This is a genomic window from Endobacterium cereale, from assembly GCF_009617585.1.
GTDB lineage: Bacteria > Pseudomonadota > Alphaproteobacteria > Rhizobiales > Rhizobiaceae > Neorhizobium > Neorhizobium cereale.
In genome coordinates this window covers 48,836-74,444 of record NZ_WIXI01000046.1, presented here as the reverse complement: position 1 = coordinate 74,444, position 25,609 = coordinate 48,836, and the positions used below count along the sequence as shown (strand labels likewise).

At 60.2% G+C, this 25,609-nt stretch carries 26 protein-coding genes and 1 tRNA gene; 10 read left to right on the top strand and 17 right to left on the bottom strand.

Features of this window, described 5'->3' with window-relative positions; genetic code table 11:
• Nucleotides 1–56: 56 nt before the first annotated feature.
• The 3 genes from GAO09_RS17445 to ftsE form a co-directional block, all read right to left on the bottom strand.
• On the bottom strand, nucleotides 57–773 hold the full coding sequence (locus GAO09_RS17445; RefSeq protein WP_235938248.1) for a YdcF family protein: 717 nt from the start codon (nucleotides 771–773) through the stop codon (nucleotides 57–59).
• 81 nt (nucleotides 774–854) lie between these two features.
• On the bottom strand, nucleotides 855–1,805 hold the full coding sequence (locus GAO09_RS17440; RefSeq protein ID WP_235938278.1) for a cell division protein FtsX: 951 nt from the start codon (nucleotides 1,803–1,805) through the stop codon (nucleotides 855–857).
• A 100-nt stretch (nucleotides 1,806–1,905) separates the two neighbouring features.
• Nucleotides 1,906–2,565 carry a cell division ATP-binding protein FtsE gene (ftsE, locus tag GAO09_RS17435; RefSeq protein WP_153355299.1) on the bottom strand — a complete coding sequence of 220 codons (660 nt, stop codon included), beginning with the start codon at nucleotides 2,563–2,565 and terminating at the stop codon, nucleotides 1,906–1,908.
• A gap of 217 nt (nucleotides 2,566–2,782) precedes the next feature.
• On the opposite strand from ftsE, the gene GAO09_RS17430 reads away from it, so the two are divergent.
• The 3 genes from GAO09_RS17430 (at nucleotide 2,783) to GAO09_RS17420 (ending at nucleotide 4,632) form a co-directional block, all read left to right on the top strand.
• Nucleotides 2,783–3,508: a hypothetical protein gene (locus GAO09_RS17430; protein WP_153355297.1), complete on the top strand. Its 726-nt coding sequence runs from the start codon at nucleotides 2,783–2,785 to the stop codon at nucleotides 3,506–3,508.
• Between the two features lie 53 nt (nucleotides 3,509–3,561).
• On the top strand, nucleotides 3,562–4,122 hold the full coding sequence (gene hpt, locus GAO09_RS17425; protein ID WP_153355295.1) for a hypoxanthine phosphoribosyltransferase: 561 nt from the start codon (nucleotides 3,562–3,564) through the stop codon (nucleotides 4,120–4,122).
• A 129-nt stretch (nucleotides 4,123–4,251) separates the two neighbouring features.
• A complete protein-coding gene (locus GAO09_RS17420; protein ID WP_153355293.1) occupies nucleotides 4,252–4,632 on the top strand; it encodes a response regulator in 381 nt (126 codons plus the stop codon).
• 81 nt (nucleotides 4,633–4,713) lie between these two features.
• Here GAO09_RS17420 and GAO09_RS17415 read toward each other — a convergent pair whose 3' ends face one another.
• The 4 genes from GAO09_RS17415 to argH all read right to left on the bottom strand — a co-directional run bounded on the left by GAO09_RS17415 (nucleotide 4,714) and on the right by argH (nucleotide 10,721).
• Nucleotides 4,714–7,512 (bottom strand): TIGR02302 family protein, encoded by a 2,799-nt coding sequence (locus GAO09_RS17415; protein ID WP_153355292.1) that lies wholly within the window; start codon nucleotides 7,510–7,512, stop codon nucleotides 4,714–4,716.
• Between the two features lie 204 nt (nucleotides 7,513–7,716).
• On the bottom strand, nucleotides 7,717–8,985 hold the full coding sequence (lysA, locus tag GAO09_RS17410) for a diaminopimelate decarboxylase (RefSeq protein WP_112729158.1): 1,269 nt from the start codon (nucleotides 8,983–8,985) through the stop codon (nucleotides 7,717–7,719).
• 13 nt (nucleotides 8,986–8,998) lie between these two features.
• Complete coding sequence (lptM, locus tag GAO09_RS17405; RefSeq protein WP_153355291.1) at nucleotides 8,999–9,208, bottom strand: LPS translocon maturation chaperone LptM; 210 nt, start codon at nucleotides 9,206–9,208, stop codon at nucleotides 8,999–9,001.
• Between the two features lie 109 nt (nucleotides 9,209–9,317).
• Complete coding sequence (gene argH, locus GAO09_RS17400) at nucleotides 9,318–10,721, bottom strand: argininosuccinate lyase (RefSeq protein ID WP_153355290.1); 1,404 nt, start codon at nucleotides 10,719–10,721, stop codon at nucleotides 9,318–9,320.
• 21 nt (nucleotides 10,722–10,742) lie between these two features.
• Between argH and tlpA the strand changes: the two genes are divergently transcribed.
• Nucleotides 10,743–11,417 (top strand): thiol:disulfide interchange protein TlpA, encoded by a 675-nt coding sequence (gene tlpA / locus GAO09_RS17395; RefSeq protein ID WP_153355289.1) that lies wholly within the window; start codon nucleotides 10,743–10,745, stop codon nucleotides 11,415–11,417.
• A 12-nt stretch (nucleotides 11,418–11,429) separates the two neighbouring features.
• On the opposite strand, the gene GAO09_RS17390 is transcribed toward tlpA, so the two are convergent.
• The 6 genes from GAO09_RS17390 to GAO09_RS17365 form a co-directional block, all read right to left on the bottom strand.
• On the bottom strand, nucleotides 11,430–12,311 hold the full coding sequence (locus tag GAO09_RS17390; RefSeq protein ID WP_153355288.1) for a 3-hydroxybutyryl-CoA dehydrogenase: 882 nt from the start codon (nucleotides 12,309–12,311) through the stop codon (nucleotides 11,430–11,432).
• A gap of 127 nt (nucleotides 12,312–12,438) precedes the next feature.
• The gene (locus GAO09_RS17385) at nucleotides 12,439–13,368 is read right to left on the bottom strand and encodes an electron transfer flavoprotein subunit alpha/FixB family protein (RefSeq protein WP_153355287.1); all 930 of its coding nucleotides are present in this window, start codon (nucleotides 13,366–13,368) and stop codon (nucleotides 12,439–12,441) included.
• Between the two features lie 20 nt (nucleotides 13,369–13,388).
• Nucleotides 13,389–14,135, bottom strand: a complete 747-nt coding sequence (locus GAO09_RS17380) for an electron transfer flavoprotein subunit beta/FixA family protein (protein ID WP_153355286.1) — start codon at nucleotides 14,133–14,135, stop codon at nucleotides 13,389–13,391.
• A 184-nt stretch (nucleotides 14,136–14,319) separates the two neighbouring features.
• On the bottom strand, nucleotides 14,320–14,898 hold the full coding sequence (locus tag GAO09_RS17375; RefSeq protein WP_153355285.1) for a cob(I)yrinic acid a,c-diamide adenosyltransferase: 579 nt from the start codon (nucleotides 14,896–14,898) through the stop codon (nucleotides 14,320–14,322).
• On the bottom strand, nucleotides 14,898–15,095 hold the full coding sequence (locus GAO09_RS17370; protein WP_112729151.1) for a twin transmembrane helix small protein: 198 nt from the start codon (nucleotides 15,093–15,095) through the stop codon (nucleotides 14,898–14,900). The genes GAO09_RS17375 and GAO09_RS17370 overlap by 1 nt, the downstream gene beginning before the upstream one ends.
• Before the next feature lie 31 nt (nucleotides 15,096–15,126).
• Nucleotides 15,127–15,960: an SDR family oxidoreductase gene (locus GAO09_RS17365; protein ID WP_153355284.1), complete on the bottom strand. Its 834-nt coding sequence runs from the start codon at nucleotides 15,958–15,960 to the stop codon at nucleotides 15,127–15,129.
• A gap of 119 nt (nucleotides 15,961–16,079) precedes the next feature.
• Between GAO09_RS17365 and GAO09_RS17360 the strand changes: the two genes are divergently transcribed.
• Nucleotides 16,080–17,057 (top strand): YihY/virulence factor BrkB family protein, encoded by a 978-nt coding sequence (locus GAO09_RS17360; RefSeq protein WP_153355283.1) that lies wholly within the window; start codon nucleotides 16,080–16,082, stop codon nucleotides 17,055–17,057.
• Here GAO09_RS17360 and gluQRS read toward each other — a convergent pair.
• Nucleotides 17,022–17,903, bottom strand: coding sequence for a tRNA glutamyl-Q(34) synthetase GluQRS (gene gluQRS, locus GAO09_RS17355; RefSeq protein WP_153355282.1), 882 nt, complete (start codon nucleotides 17,901–17,903; stop codon nucleotides 17,022–17,024). The genes GAO09_RS17360 and gluQRS overlap by 36 nt on opposite strands.
• A 73-nt stretch (nucleotides 17,904–17,976) precedes the next feature.
• Here gluQRS and GAO09_RS17350 point away from each other — a divergent pair, with 73 nt between their 5' ends.
• Both GAO09_RS17350 and GAO09_RS17345 read left to right on the top strand, forming a co-directional pair.
• Nucleotides 17,977–18,618, top strand: a complete 642-nt coding sequence (locus tag GAO09_RS17350) for a DNA-3-methyladenine glycosylase family protein (RefSeq protein WP_153355281.1) — start codon at nucleotides 17,977–17,979, stop codon at nucleotides 18,616–18,618.
• A 134-nt stretch (nucleotides 18,619–18,752) separates the two neighbouring features.
• Nucleotides 18,753–19,310, top strand: a complete 558-nt coding sequence (locus tag GAO09_RS17345; protein ID WP_153355280.1) for an HNH endonuclease — start codon at nucleotides 18,753–18,755, stop codon at nucleotides 19,308–19,310.
• A gap of 117 nt (nucleotides 19,311–19,427) precedes the next feature.
• On the opposite strand, the gene GAO09_RS17340 is transcribed toward GAO09_RS17345, so the two are convergent.
• A complete protein-coding gene (locus GAO09_RS17340; RefSeq protein WP_153355279.1) occupies nucleotides 19,428–19,955 on the bottom strand; it encodes a disulfide bond formation protein B in 528 nt (175 codons plus the stop codon).
• 259 nt (nucleotides 19,956–20,214) lie between these two features.
• Here GAO09_RS17340 and GAO09_RS17335 point away from each other — a divergent pair.
• Together GAO09_RS17335 and GAO09_RS17330 are read left to right on the top strand one after the other, a co-directional pair.
• Nucleotides 20,215–20,299: transfer RNA gene (locus GAO09_RS17335), tRNA-Leu, on the top strand.
• Nucleotides 20,300–20,384: 85 nt separating this feature from the next.
• On the top strand, nucleotides 20,385–20,750 hold the full coding sequence (locus GAO09_RS17330; RefSeq protein ID WP_153355278.1) for a hypothetical protein: 366 nt from the start codon (nucleotides 20,385–20,387) through the stop codon (nucleotides 20,748–20,750).
• Nucleotides 20,751–20,867: 117 nt separating this feature from the next.
• On the opposite strand, the gene rhaI is transcribed toward GAO09_RS17330, so the two are convergent.
• Together rhaI and GAO09_RS17320 are read right to left on the bottom strand one after the other, a co-directional pair.
• Nucleotides 20,868–22,160 carry an L-rhamnose catabolism isomerase gene (gene rhaI, locus GAO09_RS17325; RefSeq protein WP_153355277.1) on the bottom strand — a complete coding sequence of 431 codons (1,293 nt, stop codon included), beginning with the start codon at nucleotides 22,158–22,160 and terminating at the stop codon, nucleotides 20,868–20,870.
• A gap of 292 nt (nucleotides 22,161–22,452) precedes the next feature.
• Nucleotides 22,453–24,549, bottom strand: a complete 2,097-nt coding sequence (locus GAO09_RS17320) for a bifunctional rhamnulose-1-phosphate aldolase/short-chain dehydrogenase (RefSeq protein WP_153355276.1) — start codon at nucleotides 24,547–24,549, stop codon at nucleotides 22,453–22,455.
• Nucleotides 24,550–24,750: 201 nt separating this feature from the next.
• On the opposite strand from GAO09_RS17320, the gene GAO09_RS17315 reads away from it, so the two are divergent.
• Nucleotides 24,751–25,569 (top strand): DeoR/GlpR family DNA-binding transcription regulator, encoded by an 819-nt coding sequence (locus GAO09_RS17315; protein WP_153355275.1) that lies wholly within the window; start codon nucleotides 24,751–24,753, stop codon nucleotides 25,567–25,569.
• Nucleotides 25,570–25,609: the final 40 nt, after the last annotated feature.

The window sequence follows — 25,609 nt, the reverse complement described above, 5'->3', positions numbered from 1 at the left end:
GATATCCGTGGGTGAGGAAAGCTCGTGTATTGTTGTGGTGCCGATGAAAATCGAGCTCAATTGTCTTTCGGCGTCGTGTCGTCCTCGTCGGTTCGCAACCCGCTGCCCTGCGTCATGCCTGCCCAATCACGAACCATTGCTGCGGCCATCTTGCCGTATTCGGCAAGCATGATGCGCATCGCATCGGGATCGGTGAACCAGGCTTTTCGCGCAAGGTCGGAGTTGATGACCGGGTAGGGGATGAACTTCGTTTCGGCATCGCGGCGGCGCAGTTCATGCAGGCTGCGCAGCATGTGGTAATTGCTGGTCACCACCAGTACCGAGCGATAGTCGTGGTCATGAATCCAGCGAATGATCTCGTTGGCATTGCCGATCGTGTCGATCGCGTCGTAACCGATATCGACACAGCAGGAGAACAGGTTGGCGGAAACCTGCGTGGTCTTGCGGATCTGGCTCGGTGTGGCGGAGGGGTGCGCGCCGGAAATCAGCAGTCGTTTTCCCGCGCCATCACGCAACAGGCCGGCCGCCTGATCGATACGCTGGTAACCGCCGGTCAGCACCACGATGGCATCGGCTTTCACCCCGTCGGGTGCCTTGAGCGAGGTCACCTCGTTGGCAAACCACAAAAAACCACCGCAAAAAATGGCAATCAACACCAGACAGCAGAAGATCACCCAGCGCCCGAACCGGCGCAACGGACTGCTGCGTGACAGCCAGCCGCTGCGTTTCCGGCGTTCCGGCTTCCGCTGCGGTTCCTGCTCGTTGCTGGTCATCCCGGGTCTCATGCTCTGTCCTTAGCCCGAGATTCGCGGCAAGAACAGGGCCATATTTCAGAGCAGATCAACGCTGATCTGTCACGACGAGGGAAGGCCGTCCGAACGGGCCGGATCGGAGCGGACGAGGTCTATCTCGTCAATCGTGCGCATGACGGTGAAACGGGCCGTCAGCGTCGTCAGAAGCGCGATGATCACGATCGTGGCGATGATGCCGAGATACCCGCCCATGCCGATGGTGAAGCTGCCAAACAGTGCTGTCGCCTGATCGCTTTCCGGCGTTGCCAGAGAACGGCTCTGCCAGAAGCTGGCAATGGCGAACAGCAAAGCCGCAAGCACTCCGCCGGCGGCAGAACCTTTCAGGCTGATCATCAGAAAATGTTTTTGGAATTCGCGCGCCACGAAACCGCTTTCGGCGCCAACGAAATGCAACACCTCGACGATATGGCGGTTGCTGGACAAGGCGCCGCGCGTGGCGAACACAACAGTCAGGATCATCGCGGTGAAGACGAGGATCAGGATGCCGCCGCCGATCATCACGGTGGTTTTTGCCATCGACACCAGTCGGTCGACCCAGGTGCGGTGGTCATCCAGAAAAGCCTGCGGGATTTCCGCATGCAGACGGTCGCGCATTGCCTGGAAATCAGGCGGGTTGCTTTCATCGATGGTGATGATGACGAGGCGCGGAACCGGCAGTTCCTTGAGGTCAAGGCCGCTGCCGAGCCACGGTTCGAGCAGGCGCGCGGTGGCGCTGTCGTCCATGATCGTGCCGTCCTTGGTGCCGACGAAACTGAGCGCGAGATCGCGCGCCTTGGCAAGTGTGGCATTCATGTCCAACCCGTCATCCGGCTTGATCTGGATGGTGATTTCGCGGGAAATCTGGCTTTCCCAGCTGGAGGCGGTGGCGCGCACCATGCTGACGCCGCCGAGCGTCAAACACGCGAGGAAGGACATGATGGCGATCACCACCATCAGCGCATTGCCCTGAATGTTCGATGGCGGCAGGATGGGGGCGGTCGGGCGGACCTGCATTTCGGCGCGACGCGACGGCTGTTCCGGCAGATCGTCGGTGGCGGGGATGGACCGCTTGCTCTCTGTTTTCGGCAGGCGTGACCGCCTGATGCGCTCGAACTCATTCATAGATATCGAGCCGCCCTTCGGTGAGGATCATCCGGCGCGCATCCACCTGGTCCATCAGCGCCAGATCGTGGGTGGCGATGACCACGGCGGTGCCGAGCCGGTTGAGTTCCAGAAACAGATTGAGCAAGCGGCGTGCCATCGGCGGATCGACGTTACCGGTCGGCTCGTCGGCGAGCAGGATTTCCGGCTGGTCCATCAGGGCGCGGGCAATTGCGGCACGCTGTTTTTCACCGCCGGACAGAACGGCGGGCAGAACATTGATGCGCTCGCCGAGTCCGACCCATTTCAGCAGTTCGATCACGTCGTTGCGATAGGACGACTCATCCTTGCCGCGTACGCGCAAGGGGAGGGCGACGTTCTCGTAGGTGGTCAGGTGATCGAGAAGGCGAAAATCCTGATAGACGATGCCGACACGCCGGCGCAGCATCGGCATTTCGCTGCGCGGGATCTGCGTCAGGTCACGGTCGAACATGCGGATCAGGCCACGGGTGGGCTGCAGCGATAGAAAAAGCAGGCGCAGGAGCGTGGTCTTGCCGGCACCGGAAGGGCCGGTGAGGAATTGGAAAGAGCCGCTCGGGATGTCGAACGTCATGTCCCGGAGAATTTCCGGACCCATTCCATACCGCAAACCGACATTTTCGAAATGGATCAACCGATCGTCCAGTCCATCAGGTTTTGGTTCTCCGCGTGCGTAAACGTTGAAGGTTTACGGAGCATGAATCATCTGCGGAAAGAGGCGGTTCACCGGCCGTCTTTGCGAAGCATTAACCATTTAAATTTACTTCTGGGCGGGATTCGTTTCAATGCCCCCGCTTCTTGGTGCTTTTCAACTCTCGGGGATAAAGGGGCTGGAGGAGGCCGGAGAAGCCATGAGCGCATTCCGTTCACACCAAGAGGGCCGTTCACGCCAAGAGAGCACGACCGCTGCCTACGACATCCTGCCGCCCGCGCCAAGCCGTCGTCCGCAGGCGCAAAGCCGAAATGCGCAAAATGAGGTTGTTGATGCCCAATTCGTGACCGTGGGCGATACCACTCAGCGCCGCAGTTTCGAAGCCGCCCCCCGCAATTACAATCGCCGCACCGATAATCGCAGTCCTGGGCGCCGCCCGGTTCAGCCCGCAGTGGCACCCACGCCGCAAACCGGTTTTGCCGCACGTCTGGTGGAACGCGCCGAACAGGCGCTGCTGCGCATGTCGGCGGATTTCTTCTCCGCCATCGTCGCGCTCGTCTTCGTGCTGGTCTTTGGTCTGTCCGGTGGTTTTTCCCTGATCGGCGGCGGGCAGGCGGATGCCGCACCCGTCCGCGACCTCGGTATTACCCATGTCAACCTGACGCCACAGGATGCCAATGGCATGCAGGCGATGCTGGTGACGGGCATTATCGAGAACGGTGATGCCATCGGTCGGCCGCTTTCACCGATCCGCGCCGAACTCGTGTCCGGCGGCAGGGTTGTCGCCCAGACGCTGATCACCCCGCCGACGGTGACGATCGGGCCCAAGGAAAGCCGTGGATTTTCCGCGCGCATGGCCTATGCCGGTGGAAAAAAGCCTGAAGTCCGCCTTTCCTTTGTCGACAAGGGTGCCTCGCGCCCCTGATTGTGCTATCGGCCCCGCTTTAAACCAGAGCCATCAGGCCCAAGGAGAAGCATATGCCCGTGGTCCGCGGAAAGAATATCGAGCCGCTCTACACTGCCGAGCAGATTGCCGAGCGCAACCATGCGATCGCCGCCCAGATCGCAACCGGTCCGACCAAGGACCTTCTGGTTATCGCCATCCTCAAGGGTTCGTTCATCTTTGCGGCCGACCTTCTGCGCGCCATGCATGATGTGGATCTCGCCCCGGAAGTCGAATTCATCACGCTTTCCAGCTATGGCACCGGCACGGTCTCGCAGGGTGTTCGCATCGTCAAGGATATCGATAGCGACGTGCATGGCCGCGATGTGCTGCTGATCGACGACATTCTCGAATCCGGCCGTACGCTGAAATTCGCCAAGGAACTGCTTTACGAACGTGGTGCACGCAACGTTACGATTGCCGTGCTGCTCGACAAGCGCGTCAAGCGCAAGGAAGACCTTGAGGCCGATTACGTCGGCTTCGAGTGCCCGGACTATTTCGTCGTCGGTTACGGCATGGACGTGGCCTATGCTTTTCGCGAGCTGCCTTTCGTTGGTGTTGTCACCGGCGACGCAGAGGCTGCATCGGAAGGCTAACAAGTGTCATAACCTGACACAATGACACGGCCCGTTAACCACGTTGCTTGACCCTGTGACCGGCGTTTACTCCTTGAAAAGGAAAGACTGGTCATTTGGGTGCCAAATTGAAGCACGGAGAAAACAGCCATGGCAAAGATCCTGATCACCGAAGATGAGGATTCCCTGCGCCGGTTCGTGGCTCGCGCATTGCGTCTCGACGGTCATGAAACTTGCGAGGCAGCCGATGGCGCCGAGGGTCTGGCGCTTCTGGATGAAGGTCCGTTCGACCTTCTCCTCTCCGATATCCGCATGCCTGTGATGGATGGTATCGAACTTGCCCATCAGGCTGCGGCAAAATTTCCCGACCTGCGTATCCTGCTGATGACCGGCTATGCCGAGCAGCGCGAACGCGCCGACGACCTGATGACCAAGGTCATCGATGTGGTCGACAAGCCGTTTGCCCTGCCGGATATCCGCAAGGCTGTGGCGCAGGCGCTGGCGGTGCAGCGCGAGACGCGGGCGGCCTGATATTTTCAAGATTGTTGAATGACAAAAGGCCCTGAAGCGATGAGCTTCCGGGCCTTTCTCATTCGATATCCAACCGCCGGATCAGCGCATTTCCAGCAGGCGTTCGAGATAGCGTCGCTCGGCCTCGCCCGACAGCGCACCGCCCAGCTTTTCGCGGATAGCATCGAGGATCTCGCGGGCGCGTTGCACGTCGATTTCGTCCGGCACCTTCACCTGATCGCCGAATTCCGGGCCTGAGCTGGAGCGCAGGCGGCCGAGCGGGTCGCGGCCGTTCTGGCCACCCTGATTGGCCATGCCTTCCCCTTCGCCCTGACCCTGGCCGGGCTGCTGGCCCTGCATGGCCTGCATCATCTGCTGCATCATGCTCTGGGCGCCCTGACGCAGCGCATTGAGCGCATTGCCCTGGCCTTCGACGGCCTGTTCACCCTGGCCCTGTCCAAGTGCCTGACCGGCATTGCCCATTTCGCGTTCCGCCTGCCCGAAGCCGGGGCCGGGATCCATGCCGAGTTCCTTCAGGCCCTTCTGCAATTCACCCAGCTGCTTGCCAAGACCTTCCTGCTGGGCGCGCAGGTTCTTCAGCGCCTCACGCAACTGTTCGGCGGTCATCTGGTCCGTCGATTGCTGGCCCTGTCCTTGCTGACCCTGCTGCCCTTGGCCCTGTTGACCTTGCTGGCCCTGTTGTCCGGGCTGCTGGCCACCCTGCTGGTTCTGGCCTTGCTGACCTTGTTGGTTTTGGCCCTGCTGGTTTTGACCCTGTTCATAAGGGCTTTCACCCTGTTCCGGGTCACCGCGCTGCAGGCGGTCGCGCAAGGCTTGGTCGAGTTTGAAAGTCTCGTCCATCAGCCGCTGCTGCTGCTGCATGATCTCGCCGAGTTTGTCGATCTGCTGGCGCATCTGGCTGTTCTGCTGCTGGCCCTGTTGACCCTGCTGGCCACGCTGCGGACGTCCGGCCTGCAGGTTGTTCATCATCCGCTGCAATTGCTGCAGCATCTGCTGGGCGGCATCGCGATTGCCGGAACGGGCCAGGTTTTCGATCTGGTCCATCATGTTCTGCAGGTCGCGCTGGCGGATCATGTTTTGCGCCTGCATGTTCTGCTGGCCCTGCGGCGCATTCTGCATGCGCTTGGCGACCTCGTTCATGAACTCCTGCATGGCTTCGCGCAGTTCCTGCGTCAGCTTGGCGATCTCTTCGTCGCTCGCACCTTTTTCGATGGCGTCGGACAGGTTCTGCTGGGCATCGCGCAGGCGTTTTTCTGCGGCGGACAAATCGCCGTCCTCGATGCCGAGGGCGATCTCCCAGAGATATTCGGCGGTCTGTTTCAGCTGTTCCTCGCCGCGCGCGAGTTCCATTCGGCCCTTGGCGGACTGGATCAGCAGAAAGTGGCTGAGATTGGGAATGGTCTCGTCGGGGCGGATGGTGAGCGCCTCGTTGAGCGCGATGGCCTTGGGCATCTGGCGGGTGTCGAGCGCAAATACCTGGCGTTCTTCGGCGACGGCTGCGGCCAGCGGTTCGGTGAAATTGCGTGAGGGCAGCACCATTTCCAAAGGCGGGCTGCGGCCTTCCTGACCGGCGCCGTCAGTGGCGACAAGCGTGATGCGAACCCGCTTGCCGGCCAGCGGATGTTCGGTGAGGTTGCGGCTGGACAGCCCCTTGGCCTCGCGATTGTTTTGGCGCGGGATGTCGAGTTTGTAGTCAGGCAGCGGATAGAGCGGTTTTGCCTTGTCGTCGGCCTTGTCCACCGGCTCGATCAGGGCGAAAGCCTTGGTGATCCCGTAATCGTCCTTGGCGCGAAAACCGATTTCCAGCGCGCCGTTGACGGCACGTCGCGGCTGGTTTTCGAAGGCGATTTCCGGCGCCTTGTCGGGGATGACGTCGAACATCCATTGCTGGCCGTTGACGCTGAGATCGCCGCTTTCGGCGACCTTCATCGCATAGGTGCGCGGGGCTAACGGCTTGTCGCCGTCATCGGCGGCGGCCGTAGGCGCCGGTGCTGCGGGCGGCTGTGTGCCCGTTGCGGCTGGATCCTGCGGTTTTGGTTCGTTTGCCGCCAGAATGCGTGCTTCGCCGCCTTCGAGCGGTGAAAAAAGCACGGTTTCTTCGCCTTCGCCACCGGTGACACGAACGGTGAGTTCCGAATTTTCCGGAATTTCTACGGCCTGTGCGCCGGTTGCCTGCCGGCCCGTCAGAAAGACCGGGGCCTTGCCGGTGTAGCCGGGTGGCGTCAGCCAGGCGTCGATGCGCAGATCGGGATTGATGCGGGCGGCCGGTGCGGAGGGCATCAGCGCGTCTGCCGGCGAGCCGCCGCCGTTGGAGAAGGAATATCCGAAGGCGGCGACAAGAAGGAGGGCCGGAAATGCGCGTAGGCCAAAACGGTCGTAATTGGCGATGCCGGGGCGGGGTAGGCCGGCGTCGAGGGCAGCGATACGCTCGGCCATGCGCGTCTGGTGTTCGCGCCAGAGGGCGCGGGAGAACGGGGTCTCGAATGCGGGTTCGTCATCCTGCACGCCGACCGGCTGGTGGGGCAGATTGTTGCGATCTTCCAGCAGGCGGTCGGCATCTGCCGAACTCGGCAGGCGCAAGCGCGCCAGGGGCAGAAGCGAGGAGAGGAGAGCGAAGGTGAAAACGAAATTGAGCGCCCAGCGCAACCAGTCCGGCGAGATGCGCAGGAGGCCGAACCACGAGACGGACAGGAAGAGCGCAACAACGCAAAGCGGCGCGATGGCCAGCGGCAGCAGGCGCTCGAGGAAGAGCACCAGACGGGCGACACCGCGTTTGAGGGAAACACGGCGGGCCAGTTCCGGCCTCAGCGCGAAGGCACCTTTGGCGGTGCCGGGGCTGGTGTTTTTGCCGGTGGTGTCGCCGGTCGTGTCGACTGTCATGCGGTCCGTCTCCGTCGTCGTGGCGGCGCAAATCGGCGGCGCGGTGCGCTATCAACGCTATCCTTCAAACAGCAAGGATAGCAATCTTTGTGGCGAAGACGAGGGGGCAGGGGCCGAAGCCCCCGCATTTTGCCGGATATCGCTCAATCGTGAACAGGTTATGCGCCGATATCCGCGTGATATCTGGTCGATATCAGATCGGTGTCAGGCAAGCCAGTCGGGGATTGAATCGAGCGCGATCAGCTCCTCATAGGTGCCGCGCGGGCGGATGACGTGGAACGTATCGCCCTTGACCAGCACTTCGGGAACGAGAAGGCGGGTGTTATAGGTACCGGCCTGCACGGCACCGTAAGCACCGGCGGAGGCGATGGCGAACAGGTCGCCGGGTTTTGGCACTGCCATGTCGCGGTCAAGCGCCAGATAGTCGCCGGTTTCGCAGACCGGGCCAACCACGTCGGCTTTGATATGGGCCGCATCCTTTTCCGGCAGAACGACCGGGCGAAGGCCGTGATGGGCTTCGTAGAGCGTCGGGCGGATAAGGTCGTTCATGGCGCCATCGACGATGACAAAAGTCTTTTCGCCGGCATCCTTCACGTAAAGCACTTCGGTCACCAGAATGCCGGCATTGCCGACGATCAGGCGGCCGGGTTCGGTGACGATGCGGCAGTTGAGGCTTTTCAGCCCTTCGGTGACGATTTCGGCATAGGCCGTCGGTTCCGGCGGTGGGTTGTTGTCGTCGTGATAGGGAATCCCGAGACCACCGCCGACGTCCACGTGGGTGATGGTGTGACCATCGCCTCGCAGCGTTTCCACCAGTTCGCGCATCAGCTTGAAGGCATCGGCGAACGGCTGCAGTTCGGTGATCTGGCTGCCGATATGCATGTCGATGCCGGCGACTTCGATGCCGGGAAGGGTGGCGGCATGCGCGTAAACCTCACGGGCGCGCTTGTAGGAAATGCCGAACTTGTTTTCCTTCTTGCCCGTCGAAATCTTGGCATGGGTGCGGGCGTCGACATCCGGGTTGATGCGGAAGGAGACGTGTGCCTTTTTGCCGGCCTTGACGGCGCGCAGATTCAGCACTTCCAGTTCCGGCTCGGACTCGACGTTAAAACAGTAGATGCCGGCTTCGAGCGCGAAATCCATTTCGGCAACCGTTTTGCCGACGCCGGAAAACACGATGCGCTCAGGCGGAATGCCGGCGGCCAGCGCGCGGCGCAGTTCGCCGCCCGAGACCACGTCGGCGCCAGCGCCGAGGCGTGCCAGAGTTTTGAGCACTGCCTGGTTGGAGTTCGCCTTCATGGCGTAACACACCATAGCGTCGAGGCCGTCAAAAGCCTTCGAAAACACCTTGTAGTGCCGCTCCAGCGTTGCCGTCGAATAAATGTAGAACGGCGTGCCGACCGCCTTGGCGATCTCGGGAACGGGCACGTTTTCGGCGTGCAGCACGCCGTCGATATATTGAAAATGGTTCACGGATCAGCCCGGATTAGAGCAGCTTGTCGAGAATGAACGGCTTTTCAGGAGCCTGTTCCTTCGGCGCATTGGTATCCTTGCGCTTGTTCTGCATTTCGATCGGCGTGCTCGGACGGTCGAGATCGCCCTTGCGGCCACAGCCGGCAAGAACAAGGCCGGCAACGGCAGCGATGACCGTGATACGGCCTGCATGGCGCCCCAAATTCAGCAGCGATTTCGACATTCCGGTTCCCTTAAAACAGCTTGGCGGACGACGATGTCATAGAGGGTTTCGTCGTCCTTGTGCAGTCACATTCTGGAAGTCGGGCAGCATGCCCGGCTGTTGTTTGCAATCAGTTGCGCGCGCGCCACCAGGCGATCTGTTTGCGCACTTCTGCAGGCGCCGTGCCGCCAAAACTGGTGCGGCTGGCAACCGAGGCATCGACGGACAGAACGTTGAAGACGCTGTCCGTGATCGCTGGGTTGATCTCCTGCAATTCAGCCAGCGACAGTTCCGAGAGATCGCAGCTCTTGCTTTCAGCCAGCGCCACGGCGCGACCGGTGACGTGATGGGCTTCGCGGAAGGGCAGGTTGACTTCGCGCACCAGCCAGTCGGCGAGATCGGTCGCGGTCGAATAACCGGCACCGGCGGCCTGGCGCATGCGGTCGGTGCGGATGGTCATGTCGCGCATCATGCCGGTCATGGCGGCAATCGCCAGTTCCAGGTTCTCGGCGGCGTCAAACACCTGTTCCTTGTCTTCCTGCATGTCCTTGGAATAGGCGAGTGGCAGGCCCTTCATGATGGTCAGCAGTGCCACCAGCGAACCGTTGATGCGGCCGGTCTTGGCGCGCACCAGTTCGGCGGCATCGGGGTTCTTTTTCTGCGGCATGATCGACGAGCCCGTGGAAAAGGCATCCGACAGGCGCACGAAACCGAATTGCGGCGTCGACCAGATGACGATTTCTTCGGCAAGGCGCGACAGGTGCATGGCGCAGATGGCTGCGACCGACAGGAATTCCAGCGCGAAATCGCGGTCGGAAACGGTGTCGATCGAGTTGCGGGTCGGTTCGCGGAAGCCGAGCGCTTTTGCGGTCATGTGGCGGTCGATCGGGTAAGGCGTGCCGGCCAGCGCCGCGGCACCGATCGGGCTTTCGTCGAGGTGATCGATGGCGTGGCGCACGCGGGCGCGGTCACGGCCGAACATTTCGACATAGGCCATGCAGTGGTGGCCAAAGGTCACCGGCTGGGCGGTCTGCAGATGCGTAAAGCCGGGCATGACAGTGTCGGCGTGTTCTTCGGCGCGATCGAGGAAGGCGGCGATCAGGTCGCTCAGCATCTTTTCCGTCTTGGCGAGCTCTTCCTTCACCCAGAGGCGGAAATCGAGAGCCACCTGGTCATTGCGCGAGCGGGCGGTGTGCAGGCGGCCGGCAGCGGGACCGATGAGGTCGGCCAGTTTTGCCTCGATATTCATGTGAATGTCCTCGAGCTTGCGCGAGAACTGGAAGGTGCCTTGCTCGATCTCTGACATGATCGTGTTCAGGCCAGCGATGATCTTGTCTTTATCTTCACTCGAAATGATGCCTTTTTCGGCGAGCATGGTCGCATGCGCGATCGAGCCGCGAATATCCTGGGCATAGAGCTTCTTGTCGAAACCGATGGAGGCATTTATCTCCTCCATGATGGCATCCGGCCCGGAAGCAAAACGACCGCCCCACATCTGGTTGGAGGAGAGTGCGTCCTTCGTGCCGTCAGCCATGATGCCCGTCCTGGAGTAGTTATGACAGAGAAACGACCTTTCGGCCTACCGTCTGCCAGATTGATTGCCATTGCTGCCACCGCGGGGATCCTGGCGGGAGCCGTGGCGGTATACGTGACGAACATGGGGTCTGGCAATGCCGGGGAGGTTGCCGGTGGCGCCTGCGAGGGCGCGGTCAAACGCGCAGCCACGGTCAACGAGCTGTCGAAGGGCGAAGTGGCGGCGATGAGCGGCGTCGACCGCCCGCGCCCGATCAGCAATCTCGTCTTCAAGGATGCCGCGAAAGGCGAGGGCGCGCCGGATCTCACCATGGCCGATTTTGCCGGCAAGACGGTGCTGCTCAATCTGTGGGCCACGTGGTGCGTGCCGTGCCGCGAGGAAATGCCGGCGCTGAACACGCTTCAGCACGAAATGGGCGGTAAGGATTTTGAGGTCGTTGCCATCAATATCGATACCGGCGGCGACCAGAAGCCGAAGAATTTTCTGGCAGACAACGGCGTCGATGCGCTTGGCTTTTATCGCGACAGTTCGATGGGCGTGTTCAATGCGCTGAAGAAGGAAGGCCTGGCGTTTGGCCTGCCTGTGTCGCTGCTGTTCGACGACAAGGGTTGCCTGATCGGCTCGATGAACGGTCCGGCCGAATGGGCGAGTGAGGATGCCAAGAAGCTGGTGAACGGCGTCAAGGCGCCGATCTGACCACGCCTTTTATCAGCGCGTCGGGACCGGCACTTCGCCGCGATAGTCGTAGAAACCGCGGCCGGATTTGCGGCCGAGCCAGCCGGCCTCGACATATTTCACCAGAAGCGGGCAGGGGCGGTATTTGCTGTCGGCCAAGCCATCGTGCAGGACCTGCATGATCGACAGGCAGGTGTCGAGGCCGATGAAATCGGCAAGCTGCAGCGGCCCCATCGGATGGTTTGCGCCAAGCTTCATGGCGGTGTCGATTGCTTCGACCGAACCGACGCCTTCATACAGCGTATAGATCGCCTCGTTGATCATCGGCAGCAGGATGCGGTTGACGATGAAAGCCGGAAAATCCTCGGCGACGGTAAAGGTCTTTTCGAGGGTGGTGACATATTCCTTGGCGGCGTTGAACGTCTTTTCTTCCGTCGCGATGCCGCGCACCAGTTCCACCAGCTTCATCACCGGCACCGGGTTCATGAAGTGGATCCCCATGAAGCGTTCCGGGCGGTCGGTGGCGGAGGCGAGACGGGTAATCGACAGCGACGAGGTGTTGGTGGCGAGGATCGCTTCAGGCCGCAGGACGGGACAAACGGTCGCAAAAATCTTGCGCTTGATGGCTTCGTCTTCGGTCGCGGCCTCGACGACGAGGTCCATGGAGGCAAGGTCGTTGACGTCAGTGGAGCCGCTGATGCGGGAGAGGGCTGCCTTGCGCTCTTCCTCGGTCAACTTGCCGGCGCCGACCTGACGGGCGAGCGTGCCGTTGATGGTGGCAAGGGCCGCTTCGATACGGTCCTGTGCCAGATCGTAGATCTGGATCTTGTAGCCGGCGATGGAGGAAACATGTGCGATGCCGCAGCCCATCTGGCCTGCGCCGATGATGCCGATGTTCTTGATGGCCGTGGACATGTCTGCTCCTACGTCTTTGCCGGTGATGAATAATACCAGCTGAATTGAAAATGCCGAACCCTTGTCGGGTCCGGCAGATTGTTATTCATGCGGACGGTAATTAGCCAGCCCCTTTTGATGCACTCGGTTAAAGCGCCTTTTCCAGCTGCGGCAGGATTTCGAAAAGATCACCGACGAGGCCGTAATCGGCGACCTGGAAGATCGGCGCTTCCTCGTCCTTGTTGATGGCGACGATGACCTTGGAATCCTTCATGCCGGCAAGGTGCTGGATCGCACCGGAAATGCCGACCGCGATGTAAAGCTGCGGCGCGACGACCTTGCCGGTCTGACCGACCTGCCAGTCGTTGGGGGCATAACCGGCATCGACGGCGGCGCGGGACGCACCGACGGCGGCACCGAGCTTGTCGGCCAGCGGCAGGATGACTTCCTGGAATTTTTCCGAGGAGCCGAGAGCACGGCCACCGGAGATGATCACCTTGGCCGAAGTCAGTTCCGGACGCTCGGATTCTGCCAGTGCATCCGAGACGAAACTCGACAGGCCGGAATTGCCGGCGGCTGCGGCGTTTTCGACCGAGGCCGAGCCGCCTTCAGCGGTTGCCGCGAACGAGGCGGTGCGCACGGTGATGACCTTCTTGGCATCGCCCGACTGAACCGTCTGGATGGCGTTGCCGGCATAGATCGGGCGCCGATAAGTATCGGCCGAGACGACTTCGATGATTTCCGAGATCTGGGCGACATCGAGCAATGCTGCGACGCGCGGCAGGACGTTTTTCACCGAAACCGAAGCCGGTCCGAGGATGAAGTCATAGGCGGGAGCCAGCGAGACGATCAGATCGGCCAGCGGTTCCGCCAGATTGTTGGCGTAAGCTGCATCGTCAGCGAGCAGGACTTTGGCAACGCCCGAAAGTTTTGCGGCGGCATCGGCAGCAGCCTTGGCGCCCGAGCCGGCGACGAGGATATGCACGTCGCCACCGATCTGGCTGGCGGCAGTCAGTGCCTTGGAGGTCTGGTCGTTGAGGCTGGCATTGTCGTGTTCGGCGAGAAGAAGAATGGTCATGTGTTGTTCCTTCCTGTCCGTTAGATCACGCCAGCGGTCTTGAGGCTGGACACCAGCTCTTCAACCGACTTGACCTTGATGCCAGCTTTGCGGCCACCCGGCTCTTCCGTCTTCAAGACCTTGAGGCGCGGCGAGACGTCGACGCCGAAATCGGCCGGAGCCTTCTTGTCGAGCGGCTTTTTCTTCGCCTTCATGATGTTCGGCAGAGATGCGTAACGCGGCTCGTTCAGGCGCAAGTCGGAGGTGACGATGGCCGGAAGTTTGACGTCGATCGTCTGAAGACCGCCATCGACTTCGCGGGTCACGGTCGCCTTGTCGGCACCGAGGTCGATCTTGGATGCAAACGTCGCCTGACCCCAGTTGAGGAGGGCTGCCAGCATCTGGCCGGTCTGGTTCGAATCGTCGTCGATCGCCTGTTTGCCGACAATGACGAGACCCGGCTGCTCAGCCTCGACCACGCCCTTCAGCAGTTTTGCGACGGCGAGCGGCTCGACGGCTTCGTCGGTCTCGATCAGGATGCCGCGATCGGCGCCCATGGCGAGTGCGGTGCGGATTGTTTCTTCCGCCTTGGCCGGACCGATCGAAACGATGACGATCTCTTCCGCCTTGCCGGCTTCCTTCAGACGCAGCGCTTCCTCGACGGAGATTTCGTCGAACGGGTTCATCGACATCTTGACGTTGGTCAGTTCGACGCCCGTATTGTCCGGTTTCACCCGGATTTTCACGTTGTAATCGACCACACGTTTTACCGGCACAAGGATCTTCATGGCTTCCTTCCTTTGGACATCACGCCGCCGCAAGATGCGACGTCTCCCACGCGTTCAGTTGTCAATTGACGACATGGGTAAGCATTTTTTTGAGCGAACACAATGTGGTTGCCCGACATCGGGCGTGTCGATTTGTCATAGCGCCATTCCTCACCGTCGGCTTCCCGCGAGAACACAACCGCATTCAGCGGTTTTGCCCCGGCACCCATAAAATATCGGCCTTGCCGTTGCCATTGGCATAACGGGCGGCGACAAACAGAAAGTCGGACAGGCGGTTGATGTATTTGAGCGCTGGTTCGCTGACAACCTCATCGGTCTGCTGCGACAACGCTACCATGATGCGTTCCGCCCGCCTTGATGTCGCACGCGCGACATGCAGGTTTGCCGCTGCCGGGCTGCCGCCGGGCAGAACAAAGGAGGTGAGCGGGGCGAGGCTTTCGTTGAGCCGGTCGATTTCGGCCTCCAGCCGGTCCACCTGCGACTGGACGATGCGCAGCGGCTCGTATTTCGGGGCTTCGCCGGTATCCGGCGTGGCAAGGTCTGCACCGAGATCGAAAAGGTCGTTCTGGATGCGAAAGAGCATCGGGTCGAGAGTGGACATCGCGCCGGTATGCAGCCGGGCTATACCGAGCAGGGAATTGGTCTCGTCCACCGTACCATAGGCCTCGACGCGCAGGTCGTGCTTGAAACGGCGCGGGCCATCCACGAGGCCGGTCGTGCCGTTATCGCCGGTGCGGGTATAGATCTTGTTGAGCTTGACCATCAGCGTCCACCGCCGGAAAGCCAGAGAGTGAGCATGATCAGGCCGATGGCGACGGCCTGCAGCAGCACGCGCAGCTGCATCAGCTTGTTGGAGCGGTTGGCATCCTGCCCCTTGACCATGTTGAACAGGCCACGGATCAGCACGAGCGCCACGAGGCCCATGACGATCACCGTCAATACGGTGGTAAAACTGGACACTTTTCCCCTCCCGGATTTTTATCGTTTTTGTTCAGTCAAAACGGCGCATCAGCCGGTAGAAAAGATCCGCGGGCAAAAACCATTTCAGGAACATGCCCTGCTTTGCCGGTTTGGTGACGAGATAATGGGGTTTTGGACGCGGCGCGGTCAAGGCGTGTATCAGCACCTTGTGGACTGCTTCCGGGCCAAGCTTGTGGCGGTTGACCGGGCCGGAACCATCAAGCCGCGCCAGCTGGCGTTTGTATTCCTGCGCATGGGCAGAGTTTTCGAGATCGATATGGTCATGCACGGCCGCCAAAGCATTGGCGGTAAAGCGCGAGGCGATTGGTCCCGGCTCGATCAGGCTCACATGAATGCCGGAGCCGTCGAGTTCCATGCGCATTGTTACCGTCAGGCCTTCCAACGCAAATTTCGAGGCATTGTAGGCGCCGCGATAACGGTAAGGGATGAGGCCGAGGATCGACGAGCAGTTGACGATGCGGCCGTGGCCTTGTGCCCGCATGAACGGGATCACCCGCCGTGTCAGCTCGTGCCAGCCGAACACGTTGGTTTCGAACTGCAGGCGCAGCACATCGGTCGTTAAATCCTCGACCGCGCCGGGCTGGCCGTAGGCACCATTGTTGAACAGCGCGTCAATGCGGCCACCGGTGCGGGCCGTGACCGTTTCCACAAGTGCCGCAATCGTGTCGGTCTGCGTGTAGTCCATCAGCAGGGCTTCGATGCCGTCGGCTTCGAGTGCTGCGAGGTCCTGTTCCTTGCGCACCGTCGCAAAAACCCGCCAGCCTTCGGCTTTCAATGCTCGTGCGCAAAAAACGCCGATGCCCGACGAACAGCCGGTGACGATGATTGAGCGTCGCTCGGCCATGTTCTTCAAACCTTCTTGGCTATGATGGACGATGTGTCCTGTACAACGCCTTGGGATTTCCCATATTTCAGGGGCGAAAACAACGGAGCGATCGCGGCAGAAAAGTCCGGTCGAAGAGAATGCGCAAAACCGCCTGGTACAGCCTTGCCTATACCGTCCTGTCGGATGCCTATAATCATTTCCACGAGGACGATGGTTGGGCGATGGCGAGCCATGTGGCGCTGTCCGGTCTGCTGGCGTTGTTTCCCTTCCTGATCTTTGGAACGGCGCTTGCCGGTTTTCTCGGCGCCAGCACGTTTTCATCCACCTCCATTCATCTGTTGTTCGACGCCTGGCCGGCGGATATCGCCGATCCACTGCAGGCGGAAATCCAGCGCGTGCTGGAAATTCCGCGTGGTGGCCTGCTGACGGTTTCGGTGCTGGCAGCGGCTTATTTTGCCTCCAATGGTGTCGAGGCGCTGCGCATCTCGCTCAACCGTGCCTACCGGGTCAGCGAAACCCGAGCCTGGTATGTGACGCGTCTGGCCAGCCTCGGTTATATCGTAGTGGTCGTCGTGGTGTTTGCGGCGATCAGCATTCTTCTCGTCGCCATCCCGATTGCACTGCGGTTTGCCGGCACGCGATTTCCGCAATTGCAGGAATGGCTCGGTGGGCTGATCAATTACAGCACCTACGGGATTTATGGCACGGTGGCGATCGTGGTGATCGGCTTGATCGCGTCGCATAAATGGTTGCCGGCAGGGAGTCGGAGGCTAGTCGATATCTTGCCGGGTGCGCTGCTTACCATTGTGTTCTGGGCCGGCGGCGCGTTTGCCTTTGCCTCCTACCTTTCGACTTTTGCGACCTATGCCGCCACCTATGCCGGTCTGGCCTCGGTGATGATCGTACTGGTGTTTCTCTATATGGTCGGCGTGATTTTCATGCTGGGGGCGGAAGTGAACGCAGCGCTGATGAAATACCGCGTCTATTCGGTGGTCACCCATCGTTTGCGCACTGGAGAAATGCCGGGCGATGAAAAGGCGGGCGCAGGCGGCGACGATCCGATTGACTCAGTGCCGTCGTTACAGGCCAACAAGACGGCGGATATCGGCCGCTGACAGCCCCTGTTCGCGCAGATGCGCAAGGCCGGTGGAGCCGCTGCTTTTCGAGAGCTTTTTGCCGTCTTCATCCGGCAGCAGCCGATGGTGATGGTAGAGCGGCTGCGGCAGGTTCAGCAATGTCTGCAGGAGCCGATGCACGGATGTGGCGTGAAACAGGTCGAGACCGCGCACGACATGGGTGATGCCCTGCAGCGCATCATCGACCACTACCGACAGATGATAGCTTGACGGCGCATCCGAGCGCGACAGGATCACATCACCCCATGCGGCCGGATCGGCTGAAATGATGCCGCGCTCTCCGTCGCCGGTTTCCTGCCAATTCAACGGTTTCGCGACGAGGTGCAGGGCCTTGTTCATATCCAGCCGCCATGCGTGGCGAATGCCCTGTTGCATCAGTGATTGCCGCTCTTCGGCGGATCTCAGCCTGTCCCTGTCGGGATAAAGCGGAGAACCGTCGGGATCGCGAGGCCATGTTTTGCCTTTCGCCTCGTGTTCGGCAACGATCGCCTTCACTTCGCCGCGTGTCAGGAAAGCCGGATAGATCAGGCCCATGGCATCGAGCTGCGCCAGCGCTTCGACATAGGCATCAAAATGATGCGATTGTTTGCGAACCGGCGTTTCCCATGTCAGGCCGAGCCATGCGAGATCGTCGTAGATCGCCTGTTCGTATTGCGGCGTGCAGCGGGTGAGATCGATATCCTCGATCCGCAGCAGAAAACGGCCGCTGGTTTCCGTCGCCATATCTTGGTTGAGGATCGCGGATAAAGCATGCCCGAGATGCAAAAGACCATTGGGGCTTGGTGCGAAACGATAAACGGGTTTTGGGTGGACATTGGCAGGCATGCGCGATTTGCTGGTGTTTGGGGTTTAGGGTCAAGCCCCTGCGACAACCACCGGCGAAATTCGATGAAGGCAAATGACAATAATCCGAGACATGACCGATATAGACGCCGGCCTGCTGCAACTCGTTGAACTCGACCCGCGACTTGAAATCGTCGTTGCCGCATCTGGCACCGTGCCGCTGCGCCTGAGCCAACCCGGTTTTGCAAGCCTTGCCTCCATCATCGTTTCGCAGATGGTGTCGAAGGCCAGTGCCGCTGCGATCTGGAACCGCATTCTGGCGCAAGGCACGGTGACGCCTGCCGGTTATCTGGCAATTACGCCAGAAATTTCCGCGACGTTTGGTCTGTCGCGGACGAAGGCCAAAACACTCGCTGGTCTGGCGCAAGCCATCGTGGAAGACCGTGTCGATCTCGATGCCTTGCTGCGCCTGCCGCCGGATGAGGCGATCGCCACGCTGACGGCTCTGCCGGGCATCGGCCCATGGACGGCGGAAGTCTATCTGATGTTCTGCGGCGGCCACGCGGATGTTTTTCCGAGCGGTGACGTCGCCTTGCAGGCGGCGGTCGCGCATGCCTTCGCTCTGGAGGTGCGCCCGTCATCAAAGCAATTGCGACAGTTGGCCACAATTTGGTCGCCCTGGCGTTCGGTCGCAGCGCGGCTGTTCTGGGCTTATTATGCCACACATATGCGCCGGGATGCCCTGCCGACGCTCTGATTCGGCACAGGTTTTCAACATTGCCTGTGACTGATTCGCCTATCCGCCAAGCCCCTGCATTTCTTGGCTTCACATTCCTGTAACAACGGACCTAATATAGAGGAGATAGATGCCGAATCGGGTAGGAGCGTCATTTGACGATTGCAGTCTCCCCGCAGGCCTTGCCGGCGCTCGTCTTGAACGCTGACTATCGGCCGCTGAGTTATTATCCCTTGTCGTTATGGTCCTGGCAGGACGCGATCAAGGCGGTCTTCCTTGACCGTGTGAATATCATCGCCGAATACGATCACGCGGTGTCTTCTCCCAGTTTTTCCATGCGTCTGCCGAGTGTCGTCAGCCTGAAAACCTATGTGCAGCCGACCCGCAACCCGGCCTTCACACGCTTCAACGTGTTTCTGCGCGACAAGTTCGAATGCCAGTATTGCGGCGATCACCACGACCTGACCTTCGACCACGTCATTCCGCGCGCCCATGGCGGCGAGACGACCTGGCAGAATGTCGTTGCGGCCTGCTCGCCCTGCAATCTGAAAAAGGGCAGCAAGCTGCCAAAGCAGGCCGGCATGTTCCCGCACCAAAAACCTTATGCGCCGAGCGTGCAGGACCTGCACAACAATGGCCGGCTGTTTCCGCCCAACTATCTGCACGAAAGCTGGGTCGACTATCTCTACTGGGATACCGAACTGCAGCCGTGAGGCGGAAGCAAAGCTTTCTTTTCGTCCTGATGCAAAAGACCGCCGGCGATCAGCGCTTCGGCGGTCTTTCCATTCGCGCCGACCGAACGGGTCACGGCGCCTTGGATTGTTATGTCCTCAGGCCGATTTGCGGAAGGCGCCGACAAAAGCGATCGCTGCGAGGGCGGCGCTCGTCAGCACGTTCCAACCTGCCATAGAAAGGCCGAGGACGCGCAGGGCTGCGGCGTCGCAGGAAGGGCCGCGCACGGTGTTGAGATCATCCAGCAGGCTGGCGGCATTGGTGCTCACCGCGCCGGCCGGGTTGGTGCAACTGGAAGGGCCTGCCCAGAAGCCCCATTCGACGCCGGAGTGATAAACGGCGATGGCGCCACCCACCAGCATCATCAGGCCGATCAGCGCCATCAGAACGCGCCCTGTCCATGACGGCAGCTTGAAAGCGACCGTACCGATGGCAAGAATGCCGACCGGAATGCCGTAATAATAGGGGTCACGCTGGATCAGGCAGAGATGGCAGGGCATATATCCGCCGATATGCTGGAAGGCGAGCGCGCTCAGGATGACGGCTGCCATGCCGAATGTCAGGAGGAGAGGAAATGCGATCTGCGGGATGCCGCGGCTGTGATCGCTGGATGCTGCATGCGCCATGGAAGTCTCCTGCTGCCTGTCGTGCGCCATCGAACCCGTAGTGCACATGGATGTTGGATGTTGCTTTAGTCCGACGCGTTGCCGCTGTAAATCGACATGCCGTCGCGGATTGGCGAAGCGCATGGAACAGTTTCGTGAGGTATACTGGCGAGACTGATGAAAGGGATCGGAGTTTTTTTCGCCAGTGGTGCCAAGACATGGCGAACGCGTCTTGCCGCTTCTGTGCACTCATGCTAGAGGCCGATCACTCGCTTGCAATGCCCCGTTGGCGGAATTGGTAGACGCGCCTGACTCAAAATCAGGTTCCGAGAGGAGTGCTGGTTCGATTCCGGCACGGGGCACCACACCTTATTAAGGCGTGTTTCTGCAAGGTTTCCCCTGTATAGCTGCGATCAATTGCCGTCGTTTTCCTTGATTCGTGGATTGATCATGCACCGTATTGCCGTCGTTGCTCTCGTGTCGGCCAGCCTCTTTTCCGGGCCGATTGCGGCTGCGGAAGATGCGGTCAAGTCTCTGGCATCGGCCCTGTTCATCAACATGGCAGTGACGCATTATTGTCGCGCGCTTGATGGCGAGAAGGATTATCAGGCCGCCCGAACACTCACGAAAGACGTGCTGACGCCTCTGATCGGTGCCGATGATGTCGTTCAGCATATGGACGGTGTGGAGCGGGCGTTGAAGGAAGACCCTTCCAGCAATGGTGCAAGCGCTTCCGCCGCCATGTGCCAGCAGGAAAAGGCCGAGGCGATGAAACGCGTCGAGGAACGGCGGGCGAAAATCGCAAAACCGCAGTAATGATTTTCGACACGGCCCGGTGACGGAAATGCTGCGGCAATATTTGTGGTGCGTGACGATATGCGAACGGAAAGAGCCTCGTTTGGTGCGGAGGCTCCTCCTGGCTCGTTTTTATTGTCAGATGATGCCGCCGCTGCCGCCCACGACCGCCGGGCGCTCTTCCGCCACCTTCGCGCGGTAACCGCTGGCACGATAGGCGCCGATAGGATCGATCGCACCTCCCGCGCGGCGGCGGGCTTCGGCGAGGATCGGTTCCACGTCGGTGCGATAAGCGCGTTTCAGTGTGTCGGTTGCCATCAGCGCGTCATTGTCCTGCTGGTAGCCATCGAGCGCCGTGCGGTCGACGATCAGCGCCTGCGCATAGGCGCGGCGGATTTCGTTGGCGCTCGCAATCAGGCTTTCGATCGGATCGGTGACATTGTGCGACTGGTCGATCATGTGCGCCGGGTGAAAACCTTTGACCCCACGGTTTTCCGCATCCACCAATTCGTTGAAGACAAGGAAGAGGCGGTAGGGTTCGATCGAGCCGGCATCAAGATCGTCGTCGCCGTATTTCGAATCGTTGAAATGGAAACCGCCGAGTTTCTTGAACTGGATGAGGCGGGCGACGATCATCTCGATATTGGTGTTCGGTGCGTGGTGGCCGAGATCGACAAGGCAGAAGGCCTTTTCGCCGAGCGTCTGGGCGATCAGCAGGTTGCTGCCCCAGTCCTGCACGACGGTCGAATAAAAGGCCGGTTCGTACATCTTGTGTTCGGAAAACAGCCGCCAGTCATCCGGCAGCGCCTTATAGATATCCGCCATCGACGACAGGTAACGTTCGAACTGGCGGGTGAAATTGCTTTGGCCGGGAAAGTTTGAGCCGTCGCCGATCCACACCGTCAGCGCCTTGGAGCCGATGGCATTGCCGATTTCGATACATTCGATGTTGTGTTCGACTGCCTGCGCGCGGGTGGCGGCGTCCGTGTGGCTGAGTGAGCCGTATTTGTAGGAATGCGCCTGACCCGGCGCGTCGGAAAAGGTGTTGGAGTTCATGGCGTCGAAGCCGAGACCCAATTCCTCGCCCTTGGTGTTCAGGTCTTTCGGGTCGGTCTTGTCCCATGGAATGTGCAGCGACACGGTTGGCGTGGCGCGGGTCAGCTGGTTGATGACGGCGCAGTCGTCGAGCTTGTCAAAGATGCCGCGGGGCTCGCCCTTGCCGGGGAAACGGGCAAAACGTGTGCCGCCGGTGCCGACACCCCAGGAGGGGACGGCCACGAAAAACTCCGAGACTTTTTGGGTGATGGCTTCGATATCGATGCCGCGGCGGGACAGGTTGTCGCCGAGTGCAGCGTAGTCGAATTTCAGGGCGGCGAGGCGCGCTTCATTGTCCTTGTCGACGGTGTCGGCGGCGATGTTGAGTTTGGTCATGTCAAAAAATCCTCCCGAAATGCTGTGAACTGCGGCTGCCCCTCATCCGGCTACCGCCAACTTCTCCCCCGCAGGCGTCAAAGCCGTCGCGTATAAAGCAAGTCCCCCTCTGGCCTGCCGGCCATCTCCCCCACAAGGGGGGGAGAAAACCAGCCACAAACGCCTGCCTCGATTGTGTCACGGCGGATCGGCTGGATTAAGCCCTCCCCCTTGTGGGGAGGGTTGGGAGGAGTGTTTTCCCATATGCGATAGTGCGGCATCTGCGCAAAGAAGGTGTATGTCGTGCCAGTCCTTACCGCGTAAAACTCTGGGCATTACCGGCATCGACATTGATGATGTTGCCGGTGGATTTGGCCGAAAGATCAGATGCGAGGAAATAGATTGCCTCGGCAATGTCCTCCGGGAAGACGTTCAGCTTCAGCATCGAACGCTTGCGGTAATGTTCCTCCAGCTCGCTCACGTCGATCTTGGAGGAAGTGGCGCGTTGTTCACGCCACTCGCCGCTCCAGATTTTTGAGCCGCGCAGGACCGCATCCGGGTTGACCGTGTTGACGCGGATGCCGGCGTCTGCCCCTTCCAGCGCCAGGCAACGGGCAAGGTGGATTTCGGCGGCCTTGGCCGTGCAATAGGCCGAAGCGTTGGGCGAAGAGGCGAGGCCGTTCTTGGAGGCGACGAAAACCACGTTGCCGCCCAGTTTCTGGCGACGGAACAGGCGAAATGCCTCGCGTGAGACGAGGAAATAACCGGTGGCCAGAATGTCGATATTCTTGTTCCACATGGCCAATGTCGTCTCTTCCACCGGAGCGGAAGAGGCGATGCCGGCATTGGAGACGAGAATGTCGATGCCGCCGAATTCGACGGTCGCTTCTATGAACGCCTTTTCGACGGCGTTTTCCGACGTCACGTCCAGCTGTACGGCGCGCACCGCGTCAGCGCCGAAACGCTTGGCGAAATCGGTGTGCGCGTCATCGAGCGCCGTCTGGTCGATATCGGCCAGAACCACACAGGCGCCTTCGGCGATCAGACGAGCGGCGGTGGCGCGGCCGATGCCGCCAGCACCGCCGGTGACGAAGGCCACTTGGCCGGCAAGGCTTTTTGGCTTGGGCATGCGCTGAAGCTTTGCCTCTTCCAGCAGCCAGTATTCTATATCGAACGCTTCCTGTTCCGGCAGGCCTTGATATTCGGAGACGGTGGAGGCGCCGCGCATGACATTGATGGCGTTGACGTAGAACTCACCGGCAATGCGGGCCGTTGCCTTGTCCTTGGCAAAGGACAGCATTCCGACGCCCGGAACCAGAAAAATGACCGGGTTCGGATCGCGCATATTCGGCGAATTGTCGTGTTTGCAGGTCTCGTAATAACGCGCGTAATCGGCGCGGTAATCTTCCAGCGCCTTGTCGAGACCGGTGACCACGGCATCGGCATCCGGCTTCGATGGGTCGAAATCGACGATCAGCGGACGGATCTTTGTGCGCAAAAAGTGGTCGGGGCAGGAGGTGCCCAAGGCGCCGAGCGGTGCGAGGTTTTTCGAATTGACGAATTCCAGCACGGCGTCCTGATCGTCGAAATGACCGAGCTTGCGTTCCGCCTTGCCGATGCGGCCACGGATTTCCGGCATCAGTTTTGCGGCGATGGCGCGGCGTTCTTCAGTCCCGAGGCTTTTGGTGACGGCACCGCCGAAGATGGACTTGCCTTCGGTCTCCTTGGCAAACCACTCGATTGCCTTGTTGATGATCTCGAGCGTCAGCAGATAGCAATCCTTGGCATCATCGGCCCAGGTGAACAGGCCGTGGCTTTCCAGAACAACGCCCTTGGCGGTGGGGTTGGCCTTCACGAAGGCTTCGAGATCCAGCCCGAGCTGGAAACCGGGACGGCGCCAGGGCAGCCAGCCGATGTCGCTCCCGAAAATTTTATGGGTGAGTTCTTTCGAGTTTTTGGAGGCAGCAATGGCGATGATCGCATCCGGATGCATGTGATCGACATGCGTAAACGGCACAAAACCGTGCAGCGGCGTATCGATGGAGGCGGCGCGCGGGTTGAGGTTGAAGGTGCAATGCGGCAGGAAACCGACCATGCGGTCTTCGTCTTCCACGCCCTTGTAAATGCCCTTCAGGGCTTCGAGTTTGTCCATGTAGAGGGTGGAAAAACCGTCAAGCTTGATGGTGCCGACATCGCCGCCGGAGCCCTTGACCCACATGACCTTGACCTGTTGCCCGGTCAGCGGATCGGTTTCCATCACCTTTGCCGAGGTGTTGCCGCCACCGTAATTGGTGATGCGCTTGTCGCTGCCCAGAAGGTTGGAGCGATAGAGCAGCTTGCCGGGCTCATCGAGCTTTGCGGCGTAAGCATCATCCCAGCGGTTATCGAGTAGGCGGATCTGGCCCGACATGTCGTCCTCCCTGACGTTGTCTTAGGTAGCGACACTCATCCTCCGGCGCCGCTCGTGGGACAAGGATATCGCGCACTCGCTCGACGCTTGTCAATCGCAATCAATCAAAATCAATCATGTTGCGTCGCAACAGGAATATTCGTGATCGATGATGATTGACAAGTTTTAGAAACTGACAATAGTTGGCATCAGGAGGACCCCATGCACGAACGCGAACGCCATCGCATTATCTTAAGCGCGATCCAGGAAAAGCCTGTGATCACGGTGCAGGATATTGCCGATCTGACGGATGCGTCCGAGGCGACGATCCGCCGTGACATCGCCTCTCTGCATGTGCAGGGCAAGCTGCGCCGGGTGCGGGGTGGAGCGGAAGCGATGCATCCGCCGCAGATCGGTCAGCTGGCGGCGCGATCGTTCCGGGTGTCGGAATCGGTCAATATCGACAAAAAACGCTCAATCGCGCGTCAGGCTGTCGAACTGTGCGAGGAAGGCGACTCGATCATCATCAATGGTGGCACGACGACCTTTCAGATGGTGCATTACATGGCGCTGCGCCGCATGCAGGTGATGACCAATTCGTTTGCGATCGCCGAACATCTGGTCAAGCACTCCAAGAACAATGTCACGGTGCCGGGCGGTACGATCTATCGCGAGCAGAGCCTGATCCTGTCGCCGTTCGACAATGACGCGATCCGCAATTTTTACGCCCGCCGCATCTTTATCGGCGCGCAGGGCATCGGTCCGCTCGGCATTATGGAACCGGATGCACTGGTGATCCAGAGCGAACAGAAGCTGATGCAACAGGCGGAAGAGCTGATCGTGATGGTCGACTCGTCGAAGTTTCAGCGGCGGTCGAGCATGATCCTGTGTCCGCTGGAGCGTGTTACCGCGATCATCACGGATGACGGAATCAGCGAGGAATCGATGCGCATGGTGGAGGATGCCGGCGTGCGACTGATCATTGCGGGGGCGGGCAATGCCGCTCAGGCAAATGAGGAGGATACCACGTCGGTGGCATGACGCGCCGGCGGGGGGACGGACTTTAGTTCAATCTTTGGGA

Excerpts from the sequence above, each read along its gene's own strand:
- GAO09_RS17445 (WP_235938248.1), bottom strand. The coding sequence starts at position 773 with ATGACCAGCAACGAGCAGGAACCGCAGCGGAAGCCGGAACGCCGGAAA.
- GAO09_RS17440 (WP_235938278.1), bottom strand. The coding sequence starts at position 1,805 with ATGCAGGTCCGCCCGACCGCCCCCATCCTGCCGCCATCGAACATTCAG.
- GAO09_RS17430 (WP_153355297.1), top strand. The coding sequence starts at position 2,783 with ATGAGCGCATTCCGTTCACACCAAGAGGGCCGTTCACGCCAAGAGAGC.
- hpt (WP_153355295.1), top strand. The coding sequence starts at position 3,562 with ATGCCCGTGGTCCGCGGAAAGAATATCGAGCCGCTCTACACTGCCGAG.
- GAO09_RS17420 (WP_153355293.1), top strand. The coding sequence starts at position 4,252 with ATGGCAAAGATCCTGATCACCGAAGATGAGGATTCCCTGCGCCGGTTC.
- GAO09_RS17415 (WP_153355292.1), bottom strand. The coding sequence starts at position 7,512 with ATGACAGTCGACACGACCGGCGACACCACCGGCAAAAACACCAGCCCC.
- lptM (WP_153355291.1), bottom strand. The coding sequence starts at position 9,208 with ATGTCGAAATCGCTGCTGAATTTGGGGCGCCATGCAGGCCGTATCACG.
- argH (WP_153355290.1), bottom strand. The coding sequence starts at position 10,721 with ATGGCTGACGGCACGAAGGACGCACTCTCCTCCAACCAGATGTGGGGC.
- tlpA (WP_153355289.1), top strand. The coding sequence starts at position 10,743 with ATGACAGAGAAACGACCTTTCGGCCTACCGTCTGCCAGATTGATTGCC.
- GAO09_RS17390 (WP_153355288.1), bottom strand. The coding sequence starts at position 12,311 with ATGTCCACGGCCATCAAGAACATCGGCATCATCGGCGCAGGCCAGATG.
- GAO09_RS17385 (WP_153355287.1), bottom strand. The coding sequence starts at position 13,368 with ATGACCATTCTTCTTCTCGCCGAACACGACAATGCCAGCCTCAACGAC.
- GAO09_RS17380 (WP_153355286.1), bottom strand. The coding sequence starts at position 14,135 with ATGAAGATCCTTGTGCCGGTAAAACGTGTGGTCGATTACAACGTGAAA.
- GAO09_RS17375 (WP_153355285.1), bottom strand. The coding sequence starts at position 14,898 with ATGGTCAAGCTCAACAAGATCTATACCCGCACCGGCGATAACGGCACG.
- GAO09_RS17365 (WP_153355284.1), bottom strand. The coding sequence starts at position 15,960 with ATGGCCGAGCGACGCTCAATCATCGTCACCGGCTGTTCGTCGGGCATC.
- GAO09_RS17360 (WP_153355283.1), top strand. The coding sequence starts at position 16,080 with ATGCGCAAAACCGCCTGGTACAGCCTTGCCTATACCGTCCTGTCGGAT.
- gluQRS (WP_153355282.1), bottom strand. The coding sequence starts at position 17,903 with ATGCCTGCCAATGTCCACCCAAAACCCGTTTATCGTTTCGCACCAAGC.
- GAO09_RS17350 (WP_153355281.1), top strand. The coding sequence starts at position 17,977 with ATGACAATAATCCGAGACATGACCGATATAGACGCCGGCCTGCTGCAA.
- GAO09_RS17340 (WP_153355279.1), bottom strand. The coding sequence starts at position 19,955 with ATGGCGCATGCAGCATCCAGCGATCACAGCCGCGGCATCCCGCAGATC.
- GAO09_RS17330 (WP_153355278.1), top strand. The coding sequence starts at position 20,385 with ATGCACCGTATTGCCGTCGTTGCTCTCGTGTCGGCCAGCCTCTTTTCC.
- rhaI (WP_153355277.1), bottom strand. The coding sequence starts at position 22,160 with ATGACCAAACTCAACATCGCCGCCGACACCGTCGACAAGGACAATGAA.
- GAO09_RS17320 (WP_153355276.1), bottom strand. The coding sequence starts at position 24,549 with ATGTCGGGCCAGATCCGCCTACTCGATAACCGCTGGGATGATGCTTAC.
- GAO09_RS17315 (WP_153355275.1), top strand. The coding sequence starts at position 24,751 with ATGCACGAACGCGAACGCCATCGCATTATCTTAAGCGCGATCCAGGAA.